Source organism: Methylophaga thalassica MP (genome assembly GCF_000214595.1).
Lineage (GTDB): Bacteria > Pseudomonadota > Gammaproteobacteria > Nitrosococcales > Methylophagaceae > Methylophaga > Methylophaga thalassica.
In genome coordinates, this window is the sequence record NZ_AFIG01000001.1 from 118581 (window position 1) to 133322 (window position 14742).

A 14742-nucleotide genomic window follows, 5' to 3' on the forward strand; every position below is an offset into this window, starting at 1 on the left:
TGGAAGTGATTTTCAATGAATCAAATCAAACGTGCTCTATTGAGCGTATCAGACAAAACTGGTGTGCTTGAATTAGCCCAGCAATTAAACAAGCTCGGTGTAGAACTGTTATCCACTGGCGGTACAGCCAAATTATTAGCCGAAGCAGGCTTACCAGTAAAAGAAGTCTCCTCACATACCGGCTTCCCAGAAATGATGGATGGCCGTATCAAAACATTACACCCCAAAATTCATGGTGGTTTATTAGGTCGTCGTGGTACCGATGATGCCATCATGGCTGAGCATGATATTGCTCCGATTGATCTGGTTGTCGTTAACCTTTATCCATTTGAAGCCACGATTGCACGTGATGACTGCACCTTGCCGATGGCTATTGAGAATATTGATATTGGTGGTCCCACCATGTTGCGTGCCGCGGCCAAAAATCATGCGGATGTCACTGTGTTGATTGATCCAGCCGATTACGCCAACGTTGTGGCACAAATCGAAGCCAATGGCGGCGTCGATGATGCCACCCGTTTTGATTTAGCGGTAAAAACATTTGAACATACAGCATATTATGACGGTGCTATCGCCAACTATCTGGGCAAATTAACCGGTGAAGAAAAAGCCTCTTTCTCACGTACATTTAATAGCCAGTTCGTGAAAAAACAAGATATGCGTTATGGCGAAAATCCTCACCAAAATGCCGCTTTCTATACCGAAGCGAATCCTGCCTCTGGCACCATCAGTGCTGCCAAGCAATTGCAGGGTAAAGAACTGTCATATAACAATATTGCCGATACAGATGCCGCGCTGGAATGTGTGAAAGCGTTCCCAGAAGCGCCTGCTTGTGTGATTGTTAAACATGCCAACCCATGTGGTGTCGCTGTCGCAGATAGCTTGCTCAAGGCATATGACTTAGCTTACGAAACCGATCCAACCTCTGCCTTTGGCGGTATTATCGCCTTTAATCGTCCATTAGATGCTGAGACAGCAAAAGCCATTATTGATCGCCAGTTTGTCGAAGTCATTATCGCACCATCAATCAGTGAAGAAGCCCAGGCAATCGTCGCTCAAAAAGCCAATGTGCGTTTATTAGCCTGTGGCGAATTTGAAAACAATGCCGCAACCGGACTGGATTACAAACGTGTTAACGGTGGTTTATTAGTTCAGGACCGTGATGAAGCACTGGTACAAAAAGCCGATCTGAAAGTGGTCACTGAAACAGCCCCATCTGAAGAACAAATGGCTGACTTATTATTTGCCTGGCGTGTCGCCAAGTTTGTGAAGTCAAACGCGATTGTCTATGTCAAAAATCAACAAACTGTTGGTATTGGTGCCGGACAAATGAGCCGTGTGGTGAGTAGTCGAATTGCGGGTATTAAAGCTGAAGATGCTGGTTTAACGGTGCCAGGTGCCGTGATGGCTTCTGATGCCTTTTTCCCATTCCGAGATGGCCTGGATGCGGCAGCAGCGGCTGGTATTAAAGCCGTTATTCAACCAGGCGGCTCCATGCGTGATGATGAAGTTATTGCGGCAGCAAATGAGCATGGTATTGCCATGGTCTTTACTGGCATGCGTCACTTCAGACATTAAATAACCGCGGATTGTTTGTGGATCGCGTTGAGACTTATCGTTTATTCCAATCGCTAAATTATCAGCGCTTTCAACACTTAATTGAAATGGCGCCTGCTCGTCAGGCGTTAATTTTTCAATTATTGCCCCTTTTCTTACATATCAATGCCAAGCTTCTGCCGGGTTATATCAGTGATGATGTGCCGGCCGGCTTGCTTGATTATCGCCCGTCACAGGACACGATAAACAAAGCACAACAACTGAATCGCAGCTTCAGTCATCGTGTACGCGCTTTACGTCGTTATCCCTTGCGCGGCCTTTATCTTATCAACCCTCACCATCATTACAGCTACTCTGATAAAACGGAATTTGAGTTATGGGTACTCTGCTCTGATCTTGTCGATATTGAACAGCGTCACCAACTGCAATTAAAGTTAGATGCCATAACAGCTTGGTGCGAAGAAAATGGGCTATTGCTAAAAACACAGTTACTCACCGAAAAGGCATTAGCTGATAACAATGCCTTATCTGAATGGCAAAAAGAACAGTTCTATACACAAGGTATTGTACTGGCAGGTGCTGAGCCCTATTGGTGGCTGATAAGCCATGAAGAAGCGACGGAACATCAAGCCATTGTTGATGAGTTCAAAACACAGGCTAAATTTAAACAATACAATCTGGTGGATTTTGGTCCGGTCAACGCTGTTGATCAAAATGCCTTGTTTGAAACGACTTATGCAGTAGGCAAATGCGTCCTGATAGACGGGCATGTCTCACTTGATCTGCTCTATCAGCCTCTTCTCTTAGAGACGGTGACGTCTTTTCCATTACTATCGTCTGTTTTAAAACATGCTATTTATCAAGGTGAGTCTCGCTTTTCCGCACTGGAAAACCAGGCATTAAAACTCTCCATTATTGAATCATACGCCGAAGAATCATTAATCAATATCGCCAGAGAAGTGTTTTATAAGGAAAGTCAGGAAGCACTTTCTGTTCAACTAAAACAAGCTCAGCATCCATGGCGTAGAGAATTTGTAAAACAGCTGACAACGTTGTGGGGATGGTCTGAAACCCAATTACAAACGTTGGATAATCGCCACTCAAGTATCAAACAAAACCAACTATGGTTTACCAGATTAGCCCCTGTTATTCAGTCTTTATTAGAAAAGCTCGAGCTTTATTGTAAAAATCATCAACTGGATACCCGCCATGAGATGACTTATCTCAAGCAGTTATACCGTTTACGTTTTCAACCGCAGGGAAATCAGATTCCCTCACTGCCACTATCATTACGGCCTGAACTTAATGAAAGCCGTCTGTATTTATACAGATTCAAGGATCAACAGGACTGGCTCGTCAGTCAGGTGCCGCTTGCAGATAATGCAAAATCGGGCTTATACCAACATTCGCAACTCATCGATGTTTTAAGCTGGGCGATCAATCATCATCTGCTAGCAAAAACCAACTGGCTGAGTGTGACGGATCAGCACCAGAAGTACACAACATCATCTGTCATAGAGCTCAGTCATTACATTATCAACCAGGGCCTAGGCCAGCTTGATATCCCAAAGCAACGTGCAGAGATCACAACAACGGAAACCATTGTTCAGGTTTTGGTATTCCCTAATCTGGAGCAGCAGCCCAGCAATAAACTCTCTCAACAGGGTTTACAACTCTCCAGCAAACAAAATGATCCGCTTAATTACAGTTCCTTTAAAGAAAGTCTGGTATTGACGCTCGATTGCTTATTTATCTCTAGTCATGGTCAGATTTACAGTACATTTTATCAGGGTCAGACGGCTGTGCTGGAGATGCTTACCAGCCTGCTACTTTGGCAGCCGGCAGCCCCCCCCAAAGTGAATAGCTGGTGTACAACTCCAGGGTTTGAAAAATCAATAAACCATCGCTTTGAAACGTTAATACCGCAAGTTTGCCAGCTTTATCAAACTCATTCACAACGAGGAAAATTTTTGATTAATCTGGCCGATCGTCCTTATCAACTTCAATGGCATGATGAGCAGGTTGAATATGTAAGACGGCCGATGTCACAAACCTTCTGGCAACACCTTGCTGACAATACACACACTTTCACAGCACAGGCGCTGGATAGCTATCTTGATAAAGACCAACTTCTAAATACCCTATTGAGCTATCAGACAGCTGAGCAAGTAAGTATTTTTCTTTATCTCGAGAAAAATACTGTGGTGTATTATCTTATTGATGAATATGCCAATCTCGTCCGCCAGCAAGTTCAGCATCTCAGTGAGTCGACCCTGATGGGGCACCTTCAAATGTTTCTGTCACACATTAAGGCAGACAATAAACTTAAACATATCCGCTTTTACTTGCTAAGCCGTCACCAGCAGAGTTGGAAAGTCAATGCGATTGCTCCACAGAACACAACACAAACTTTTCTACCAGTTCAGGTGACCATGGACAGTCCTGCACTGGATGCGGCCTGCACCATTATGTGTGGTAAAAAATGGTTTGAAGGTCGGGCAGATGATATAAACTTATTTGCTCAAGTCCACCAGCTTATTTATTCATTACGACAAAATAACCAGACATATCCGCTTTATATCAATCAACTACAATTTACTGATAATCACACTTACCCAACGGCTATATATATTCAGCAAAAGAACCGTTTGGAACAACTTTTCAACCAACAATAATCGATACGGGCTTTCTCTTTGGCCTGTGCTCTTTTATTATGTTGGTCTTTCATTATCGGACGACAGAGTAAGTTATGATCAAAGTCGGCATTGTTGGTGGCACCGGATATACAGGTGTCGAACTATTAAGATTACTTGCTAATCACCCTGAGGTCTCACTGGAAGTGATCACCTCCCGAAGTGAAGCAGGCATGCCCGTCAGCGATCTTTTTCCAAACTTGCGTGGTCATGTAAATATCGCCTTTTCAGAGCCAGATCCCGACATTCTTGCGCAATGTGATGTGGTTTTCTTCGCCACCCCTCATACCGTGGCGATGGCATTAGTACCTGAACTCATTAAACGTAATACTCGGGTTATCGATCTTTCTGCTGACTTCAGATTAAAAGATTTGGCAGTCTGGGAGCAGTGGTATAACACCCAGCATACTTGTCCTGAATTATTTGAACAGGCCGTTTATGGTTTACCAGAACTAAATCGCGACAAGATCAAAGACGCACAGTTAGTTGCTGTACCAGGCTGTTATCCAACAGCCACAGAACTGGGTTTTTTGCCATTATTGGAAGCAGGATTAATTGATCCCCTGCACTTAATTGCGGATGCAAAAACTGGCGTCAGTGGTGCTGGCAGAAAAGCGGCCATCCCCATGCTGATGGCAGAAACCAGTGGTAGCTTTAAAGCCTATGGCGTGAGTGGTCATCGCCACTTGCCTGAAATCCGTGAAGTATTATCTCAGCATTGCCAGCAAGAAGTGGATTTAACCTTTATTCCGCACTTGGCTCCTATGGTCAGAGGCATTCATGCCACCTTATATGCTCGACTCACCACGCACGATGTGAACTTACAAAAGGTGTTTGAAGAGCGTTATGCTAACGAGCCTTTTGTGGATGTGATGCCGATCGGCTCCATGCCAGAAACACGTAGCGTTCAGGGTAGTAATATCTGCCGAATCGCAGTACACCAACCTCAAAACAGTGATACGGTGGTTGTTCTTTCTGTTATTGATAATTTGGTCAAAGGCGCTTCAGGCCAGGCTATCCATAATATGAATATCATGTTTGGCCTCGATGAAAAAACAGGGATTAATGTAATTGCGATGATGCCCTGATGATTGATAAACCGTATGTAATCCAAACCAGACGACCGTTTAGAACCTTTTTGCTACTGCTGATAACACTCACAGTATCAACTTCGATTGTCTGGTATTGGACCACCCAATGGCAAAGTGAACAAAACAAACACCTTGCTGAACTAACAAAACAGAACAAAATTCTTCAGGAAGAAAACAAGAAGTTACTTGAGCAAAATAAACTTCTCTCCTCGCAGGTAAATGATATTTCGCGAATGCAGGCGATGCAGGATGCCACCGACTCTCAGTTACAATCGAATCTAGAAAGATTGCAGGATCAAGTCATTGAGCTGAACAAAGAACTATTGTTCTATCAGAATATTACCCAGGGTAATGCCAGTAGTGAACTTCAGATACGAGAGCTTCATCTCAGAGCCAATCCAGATAATCTATCGCAGTATTTTTATCGGATTGTTATTACCCAAGGGAAAAAAATCTCAAAAGCAATCAAAGGTGATGTATTGGTGACATTGAATTTTGCCGATGATAAAACCAAACCTCGGCTGGCCAATAAACACAGTTTGAAACTAAAACATGTGCAAGTGCTTGAAGGTGTATTCAGCATCGAAGAGAATGAACAACCGAAAAGCATTGATATCGAATTAAAACAAAATAAAAAAGTCTTAACTAAACGTACTTTTCAGTGGGAAGTGTCCACTACCCTGCCATAAATGAGGTTCATCATGTTCAAAAAAGATAAACCAAAAAAGAAAAAAACAACGACCCGCATAGATACATTAATTGGTCGTGATACACACCTAAAAGGCGATATCAACTTCAGTGGTGGTTTACGTATCGATGGCAGCATTCAAGGAACTATTGTTGCCAATGATGATGGTTCCTTATTAACCCTGAGTGAACAAGGAAAAATTGATGGGGAAGTCCGTGTGCCTAATCTCATCATCAATGGTGAAATAAATGGTAATGTCTTCGCATCAGAACATGTGGAGCTTGCGCCAAAAGCACGTATCAATGGCAACCTTTATTACCGCATGATCGAGATGGCCATGGGAAGTGAAGTGAACGGTCACTTAATTCGCTCTCAGGACGAAGAGGAAGATATACTCCATGTCGAGCATGAAGTCTTTGATGAAAAAGCGTCTTTCCACCTTGAGCAAAAAAGCTAAATCTTGACTATTTTAGTCAGAATTGGATAATGGCTATTAATTAACCATTTATTCGGAGTGATGACATGACAAGCGAAATGCCCAGCCCAATCATTTTTACCGAGGCAGCGGCAGCAAAAGTCAGCAATCTTATCGCTGAAGAAGGTAATGATCAGCTCAAGCTGCGAGTATTCATTACTGGAGGCGGTTGCTCAGGTTTCCAATATGGCTTTACCTTCGAAGAAGAAGTCAGTGATGGTGATACACAAGTAGAAAAAGGTGGTGTCACTTTATTGATTGATCCAGCAAGTTATCAATACTTGGTTGGTGCAGAGATTGATTACACAGATGGCATTGAAGGTTCTCAATTCGTCATTCGTAATCCAAATGCTACAACAACCTGTGGTTGCGGCTCTTCTTTCTCGCCATAAGTAAAAACATATGACCTCAAAAAACCGGTGTTTCAACATCGGTTTTTTTTTGCCGTCATTTATTGTCTTTGTTGCCTGTTAACGACGGGTTCATTATTCTGAAACGATACGGATAGAGGGTAGAAGATGATATCAAAATGGCAATGGTTATTAACTCAACTCACGCGCACATTGTGGTTGAGAGCCTCATTATTTGCAGTACTGGCTATTGTGACAGCATTAATTGCCATTCCCGCACAATCATTGATACACAGCCCTCTTCCATTTGAGATTGGTGCTGAGGCTGTTCGAGGCATCCTAAATATCCTCGCTTCGAGCATGCTTGCCGTCACGACGTTTTCTCTCAGTGTTATGGTCTCTGCTTATGCAGCAGCAAGCTCAAGTGCGACCCCAAGAGCAACCCAACTGGTCAGGCAAGACACCACGACCCAGAATGTACTTGCAACGTTCATCGGCTCTTTTTTGTTCAGTCTGGTCGGTATTATTGCCTTGAGCACCGATATCTATGGAGAAAATGGTCGTTTAATCCTGTTTACCGTGACTATCGGCGTTATCATCCTGATCGTTGTCACCATCTTGCGTTGGATAGAGCACCTATCTTTATTAGGTCGATTGAGTGAAACCACGAACCGTGTGGAAGAAGCTCTTACAGAAGCCATGAAACAACGTATTGACTATCCATGCCTTGGTGCAAAACGCTTAGACAAAGACAACCCACCCAAGAAAGGCAAAAACGCTGTTTATGTTAAGCACATTGGTTATATCGAGCATATTGATTTGGGTGGACTCAACCGCTGTGCCGAATCAAATGAAACTGAAATCTGTTTGTATATAGAGCCAGGTCACTTCGTTCATCCAGGTGAAGCTGTTGCTTATTATGACGGTGCTCAATCTGATACGATTGACGAAACTATCAATAAAGCACTTACCATCAATGACTTGAGATCATTTGATCAGGATCCTCGCTTTGGTTTCACTGTACTCGCTGAAATCGCCTCCCGCGCACTCTCTCCTGCCGTGAATGATCCGGGTACTGCCATTGATATTTTGAGTCGGGCAGTCAGAGTCCTGTCACTATGGCAAGAGCATAAAAATCTTGATGATGCTGACGAGAGTATTGCCTACCCACATGTTCGTATGCCAGAAGTGAAGCTAGATAATCTTTTTGATGATATTTTTCTACCCATCAGCCGGGATGGGGCTAGCATGCTTGAGATTCATATACGACTGCAAAAATCATTACTAGCCTTAAAACAAATCTGTCCCGAATGCTTTGAGAGCTGTGTAGACAAACACTCTGAACTTGCTTATCAACGTGCTTTATTAAGCTTAAAGTTAGATGCAGATAAACAACGCTTGCAAGTATTACGAGACACGATCAAATCTTCATAATTTAAACATTTGTCACAAAAAATACACTTTACTAAAATTTGTTTTAACCCTAAAATGAATGAACGTTCATTCATTATGGGTAGAATTTCATGTGTGCATCCTCATGCAAGGATAAACATCAAGCTATCTTATCTGCGAGCTTAAAGTTGTTAGCTGAGAAAGGTTTTCACGGTTTCTCAATTAAACAACTTTCAAATGAAGCTGGCGTTGCTGCAGGAACTATCTATCTTTATTTCAAAGATAAAGATGCACTTATTGCTGATTTACACAGTACGATTATTAGTGCCGTAGCTAAAGCCATATTTAAAAACAAGAATGGCGCATTACCAATAAAAGATCAGCATCGACAAATGTGTCTGAATTTATGGCAATTCTGTCTCGAAAATGAGTCTATTACGTTATGTAAGCCGCAGTTTGATCATTTACCAATGGATGTACTTCACCACTTATATGATGATACATGGTCACAATTGAAACCGATTGCAGAATTGTATGAACAAGGACGTCAGCAAGGCGTATTAAAGAACTTACCTGATGACGTATTAAGCGCTTTTAGTTTTGAACCTATTGTAAATCTGGCCGGTCAGCAGCTTCGACGTACTATCGATATTACAAATGATGACCTAAATACTATGTTGGAAGCATCATGGAGTGCTATATCAACATCAACAATTGAGACTCAATAATGGAGTTATTCATGAAAATCTCACCTTCAATCTCACGTGTTATAGCACTATCGGCTTTATTGATATTAACCGCATGTCAATCGGATGAGCAGCAACAAGGTGCTCAACAACAGGAGAGTCATGTTGATGTTGTCACTCTCGCCCCACAAAAGGTCACATTACGTAGTTCATTACCAGCTCGCACTACCGCCTTTAGGCAAGCAGAAGTTCGCCCACAGGTGAATGGAATTATCGAGAAACGCCTATTTGAAGAAGGCGCTCAGGTGAAAGAAGGCCAACAGTTATATCAAATTGATGCCGCTTTATATGAAGCTGAAGTAGCCAATGCCAAAGCACAATTAATGCGTGCCAAAGCGGCTCTCCAGACAGCTAAATCGAAAGAAGCCAGATATAAAAATCTGCTCGCTGATAATGCCATCAGTCAACAAGATTATGATGATGCCTTAGCAACCTATCAGCAAACAGAAGCTGATATCAAAGTTCAAGAAGCCACATTAAAAACGGCCGAAACCAACTTAAACTACACGCATGTCTATGCACCTATTTCTGGGCAAATTGGTAAATCAAACTTCACAGAAGGTGCATTAGTGACAGCCCAGCAAACAGCGGTGCTAACTACAATCTATCAACTTGACCCTATATACATTGATGTATCACAACCATCGAAACAACTACTGGATTTACGTAAACGTATTATTGCCCGTCAAATCAACAAGGAAAAGGCTCCAAAGGTCACTATAACACTGGAAGATGGAACGGCTTACTCTGAAACAGGCACCTTGCAGTTCGCTGAGGCTAATGTGGATCCAACAACGGGTGATGTGGTATTGAGAGCCATTATGCCAAACCCAGATAATCTGCTGTTACCCGGCATGTTCGTCAAAGCGACAATTGAGGAAGGACAACTGGACAATGTCATTTTAGCCCCACAAAAAGGGATCACTTTTGATCGTGAAGGCAATGCCACAGCTTTAGTTGTTAACAAAGAAAATAAAGTGGAGTTACGTCAACTAGAACTTGATCAGGCTGTTAATGACAACTGGATTGTTAAATCAGGGCTTAATGCTGGTGATCAAATCATTGTTGAGGGTCTGCAAAAAGTCGCACCAGAAGCATCAGTTAAGATTGATAACAATACATTACAAACAGCGGATAGTGGAGCGTAACCATGGCTAGATTTTTTATTGATCGCCCTGTTTTTGCCTGGGTTATCTCCATTATCATCATGTTGGCGGGGATAATTTCCATTTTTCAATTACCGATATCCCAGTATCCGACGGTAGCTCCACCCTCAGTAGAAATCAGTACAACCTATCCTGGCGCTTCTGCAAAAACGGTTGAGGATACGGTTATTCAGGTTATCGAACAAAACCTAACGGGGATTGATAATGTACTTTATATGTCTGGTACCAGTGATTCCTCTGGTGCTGGCTCGTTAACGGTCACCTTTAATGCAGGTACTGATGCCGATATTGCCCAGGTACAAGTACAGAACAAACTACAATCTGCCATGCCTTTGCTACCTCAAGCAGTTCAGAATCAGGGCATAGAAGTTACCAAGTCCAGTGCGGCGTTTTTAATGGTGCTTGGCTTTTACTCTGATAATGGCAGTCTGGACAAATATGACATTGCTGACTATGTCTCGGCCAATATCAAAGATCCCTTAAGCCGTATAAATGGTGTAGGTCAAATCCAAGTATTTGGCTCGCAATACGCCATGCGTATCTGGCTCAATCCAGATAAATTAGCACATTACAAATTGACCACAGCTGATGTAACCAGTGCCATTAGTGCACAGAACGTGCAAATTGCTGCCGGTGAACTCGGAGGAGCACCCGCTGTTAAAGGTCAAGAATTTAATGCCAGTATTATCGTACAGACCCAGCTGGAAACACCGGAAGAGTTCGGCCAAATCATCTTACGTGTGAATGAAGATGGTTCACGCATCAAACTGTCTGATGTGGCTCGTATTGAATTAGGTGGTGAGAATTACCAATTTGAAACGGAATACAATAGACAACCGGCTGCTGGTATCGGTATTAATTTAGCTTCAGGCGCCAATGCACTGGAAACAGCCAAAAAAATTCGTGAGCGTATCGACGAGTTATCACCTTATTTTCCAGAAAGCCTGAAAGTCGTTTATCCATACGATACGACACCTTCGGTCAGAATCTCGATAGAAAACGTTATTCACACCTTAATTGAGGCGATCGTTTTAGTGTTCCTGGTCATGTATTTATTCTTACAGAATATCCGGGCCACATTGATTCCAACCATCGCCGTGCCGATTGTATTATTAGGGACGTTCGGTGTGCTGTTCGCTTTCGGCTTTAGTATCAATACACTGACGATGTTTGCCATGGTGCTGGCGATAGGTTTGCTGGTTGATGATGCGATCGTGGTGGTTGAAAACGTGGAGCGGGTCATGCATGAAGATGGGCTCTCCCCTAGGGAGGCCACCCGCAAATCAATGGATCAGATTACTAGTGCGCTCGTGGGCATCGTTCTGGTACTTTCAGCCGTATTTATTCCTATGGCCTTTTTTGGTGGCTCAACGGGCGTAATTTACCGACAATTCTCGGTAGCCATCGTCTCTGCTATGGCCTTATCGGTTCTGGTTGCCCTGACATTGACCCCCGCCCTATGTGCAACATTGCTCAGAGCAGGCGATGATGAACACAATGATAAAAAAGGCTTCTTCGGCTGGTTTAACCGTAATTTCAACAGAGCAACGAATAAATACCAAAGCTCTGTCGGCCATATGATTCACCGTACTGGCAGATATATGCTTATTTATTTATTGATTGTGGGCGTATTGGCGGTTTTATTCACTAAACTTCCCACCTCTTTCTTGCCAGAAGAAGATCAGGGCACCATGTTTACTTTGATGACATTGCCTGCCAATGCCTCAAAACAACGTTCTGCTGAGGTGATGAATAAAATAGAAGATTATTATCTTGATCAAGAGAAAGAGAGTGTCAACTCAGTCTTCTCTATCATCGGCTTCAGCTTTGCTGGTCGTGGTCAAAATAATGGTATGGCCTTTACCGATATGAAACCTTGGGATGAAAGACCTGGTCAGGAGTTAAGCGTACAAGGTGTTGCCGGACGTGCATTCCAATATTTTTCATCCATCAAGAATGCCATGATATTCCCTATCATCCCTCCTCCCATTACTGAACTCGGTAATGCCAGCGGCTTTGATTTACAGCTCAAAGATGTGGGTGGACAAGGTCATGCTGCATTGATGAATGCTAGAAATCAATTACTGGGTATGGCTGCTCAAGATCCAAGGTTAACGGGTGTGAGACCCAATGGTCAGGAAGATACGCCTCAATTTAAAATCGATGTGGATCATACAAAAGCAGCGGCTTTTGGGGTGGACTTAAACCAAATTAATCAGACCTTTAACACAGCTTGGGCATCCACCTATGTCAATGATTTTATTGATAATGGTCGGGTCAAGAAAGTCTACGTGCAAGGCGATGCGCCATATCGTATGATGCCGGAGGATGTATCAAAATGGTATGTCCGTAATAATGATAATGAGATGGTGTCACTGGGTTCTCTGTCAGAAGGACGCTGGATTTATGGTTCACCACGACTTGAACGCTATAACGGTGTCTCATCAGTGAACATTCAGGGTGAAGGTGCGCCTGGTGTCAGTTCTGGTGACGCGATGAAAGCCATGGAAGAGTTAGTAGCTAAACTACCTCCAGGTTTTTCTTATGAATGGACAGGTCAATCTTATCAAGAACGTGAGTCTGGCGATCAGGCACCACTACTCTATGCTATCTCTATCATGGTAGTGTTCCTGTGTCTGGCAGCACTATATGAAAGCTGGTCAGTGCCTTTCTCCGTTTTAATGGTTATACCTTTGGGTATTATCGGGGCTGTCTTGTTTACCATGGCCCGTGGATTATCGAATGACGTGTATTTCCAGGTAGGCCTATTAACGACTATTGGTCTGGCATCAAAAAATGCCATCTTAATTGTTGAGTTTGCTAAATCACTTTATGAAGATGGTATGTCGCTGATTGATGCCACCATGGAAGCGGTCAGAATGCGTCTTCGCCCTATCATCATGACATCACTTGCCTTTATGCTTGGCGTATTACCTCTGATGGTAGCTACGGGGGCTGGCTCTGGCAGTCAAAATGCCATTGGTACAGGTGTTTTTGGTGGTGTTTTCACTGCTACCGCATTAGCCATATTCTTTATACCCGTCTTCTTTGTTGTGGTATTTAGTTTGCGTGAAAAAGTGACTAAAAAATCATCACATAATGAAGTTAAAAAGGCCTGATTATGATAAAACCTCTTAAACTATCTGTTGCTATAACGGCGATATTAACGATATCAGCATGTTCTTTGATGCCAGATTATCAAAGACCTGAGCCGAATATTGCCATTGCTAATCAATCAGTCGAGAGTTCAACCGATGTGGCTGAACTCGGCTGGAAAGATTTTTATCTTGATCCGAAATTGGATCAATTGATCAGCATTGCGTTAGCCAATAACCAGGATCTTAGAGTTTCATCGCTGACGGTCGAACAATTACGTGAACAATTTCGTATTCAAAAAGCCGCCAAATTACCCACTGTTAATGCAGAAGGCTCGGTGACACGTCAACGCACCCCAGAGTCATTAACTGGTACAGGCCGAAGTGGCATTACTGATACTTATAGTGTAGGGCTAGGTGTATCTGCTTGGGAACTCGATTTCTTTGGACGAATAGATAGCCTGTCAGAGTCTGCATTACAACAGTTCCTGGCTTCTAAATCATCACGCGACAGCATGCAACTGACCCTGATTGCCCAAGTAGCTGATGCCTGGTTTAGTTGGTTAGCGAGTGATGCACAACATCAATTATCATCGGAAACACGGGAAGCACGTGCTGAAAGTTATCAACTGATTGAAAAACGCTTCAAAAGTGGCTTAGCTTCTGAACTGGATGTCAGACAAGCTGAAACAGCTCTGCACGAAGCACGTGTTCTGGAAGCGCAGTACCAGCAACAAGCAAATCAGAACTTCACCAACTTACAGCTCTTAGTGGGCCAAAGCTTGGATAAGGATGAATGGAAAAAAGACTGGTATGAAATAAAAACACTGCGTGATATTCCTGCTAATCTGACTTCTGATGTGTTGTTAAAACGTCCTGATGTGATGCAGGCTGAGTACAATATTAAGTCTGCAAATGCTGATATTGGTGCAGCCAGAGCCGCATTCTTCCCGCGTATCAGTCTGACCACCTCACTCGGTTTTGGCGGTACAAGCTTTGGTCAATTAGGGGAGGCATCAAGCCGTCAATGGTCTATCGCACCGCAATTTACCCTGCCATTACTTGATTGGGGTGTAAATCAAGCCAACCTGAATGTGGCAGAGTTACAAAAAGACATTAATATCGCTCAGTATCAACAAGTGATTCAGGAAGCATTTAAGGAAGTGCGTGATGAGATGGAAGCGCGTTATACCTTAGATGCACAATTGCAAGCGCAGAATGATCTAACGGCATCCACCAAACGCAGTCTGGAATTAGCTCAATATCGTTTCAACGCTGGTATAGATAGTTACCTGGATGTATTGGATGCTCAGCGTAGTTCTATCAACAGTGAATTAAATCAGATTGATACCCGACTGCTCAGACTTCGTAATCAATTAACGCTATACAAAGCATTGGGTGGTGGCCTGTATGAAGAAACACCATCGCCTTCGCCACAACAGAAATAATTTTGTATCCGTCATCAGCTTAATTTAAGCTGACTTATATT

The 14742-nt window shown here is 43.1% G+C and carries 11 protein-coding genes; all 11 read left to right on the forward strand.

What is annotated here, in order from left to right:
- The first annotated feature begins 15 nt into the window (after positions 1 to 15).
- The 11 genes from purH to MAMP_RS00580 all read left to right on the forward strand — a co-directional run bounded on the left by purH (position 16) and on the right by MAMP_RS00580 (position 14701).
- Positions 16 to 1578, forward strand: a complete 1563-nt coding sequence (gene purH, locus MAMP_RS00530; RefSeq protein WP_007144002.1) for a bifunctional phosphoribosylaminoimidazolecarboxamide formyltransferase/IMP cyclohydrolase — start codon at positions 16 to 18, stop codon at positions 1576 to 1578.
- 17 nt (positions 1579 to 1595) lie between these two features.
- Complete coding sequence (locus tag MAMP_RS00535) at positions 1596 to 4232, forward strand: class I adenylate cyclase (protein ID WP_007144003.1); 2637 nt, start codon at positions 1596 to 1598, stop codon at positions 4230 to 4232.
- Between the two features lie 74 nt (positions 4233 to 4306).
- On the forward strand, positions 4307 to 5338 hold the full coding sequence (argC, locus tag MAMP_RS00540; RefSeq protein ID WP_007144004.1) for an N-acetyl-gamma-glutamyl-phosphate reductase: 1032 nt from the start codon (positions 4307 to 4309) through the stop codon (positions 5336 to 5338).
- Positions 5338 to 6030, forward strand: a complete 693-nt coding sequence (locus MAMP_RS00545) for a DUF6776 family protein (protein ID WP_007144005.1) — start codon at positions 5338 to 5340, stop codon at positions 6028 to 6030. The genes argC and MAMP_RS00545 overlap by 1 nt, the downstream gene beginning before the upstream one ends.
- A gap of 12 nt (positions 6031 to 6042) precedes the next feature.
- A complete protein-coding gene (locus tag MAMP_RS00550) occupies positions 6043 to 6486 on the forward strand; it encodes a bactofilin family protein (RefSeq protein WP_007144006.1) in 444 nt (147 codons plus the stop codon).
- 65 nt (positions 6487 to 6551) lie between these two features.
- A complete protein-coding gene (erpA, locus tag MAMP_RS00555) occupies positions 6552 to 6896 on the forward strand; it encodes an iron-sulfur cluster insertion protein ErpA (RefSeq protein ID WP_007144007.1) in 345 nt (114 codons plus the stop codon).
- Between the two features lie 126 nt (positions 6897 to 7022).
- Positions 7023 to 8288, forward strand: coding sequence for a DUF2254 domain-containing protein (locus tag MAMP_RS00560; RefSeq protein ID WP_007144008.1), 1266 nt, complete (start codon positions 7023 to 7025; stop codon positions 8286 to 8288).
- An 89-nt stretch (positions 8289 to 8377) separates the two neighbouring features.
- Positions 8378 to 8974: a TetR/AcrR family transcriptional regulator gene (locus MAMP_RS00565; protein WP_040576096.1), complete on the forward strand. Its 597-nt coding sequence runs from the start codon at positions 8378 to 8380 to the stop codon at positions 8972 to 8974.
- Between the two features lie 11 nt (positions 8975 to 8985).
- The gene (locus tag MAMP_RS00570; RefSeq protein ID WP_007144010.1) at positions 8986 to 10140 is read left to right on the forward strand and encodes an efflux RND transporter periplasmic adaptor subunit; all 1155 of its coding nucleotides are present in this window, start codon (positions 8986 to 8988) and stop codon (positions 10138 to 10140) included.
- A 2-nt stretch (positions 10141 to 10142) separates the two neighbouring features.
- Positions 10143 to 13277 (forward strand): efflux RND transporter permease subunit, encoded by a 3135-nt coding sequence (locus MAMP_RS00575; RefSeq protein ID WP_007144011.1) that lies wholly within the window; start codon positions 10143 to 10145, stop codon positions 13275 to 13277.
- Between the two features lie 2 nt (positions 13278 to 13279).
- A complete protein-coding gene (locus tag MAMP_RS00580; RefSeq protein ID WP_040576097.1) occupies positions 13280 to 14701 on the forward strand; it encodes an efflux transporter outer membrane subunit in 1422 nt (473 codons plus the stop codon).
- The last annotated feature ends 41 nt before the right edge of the window (positions 14702 to 14742 follow it).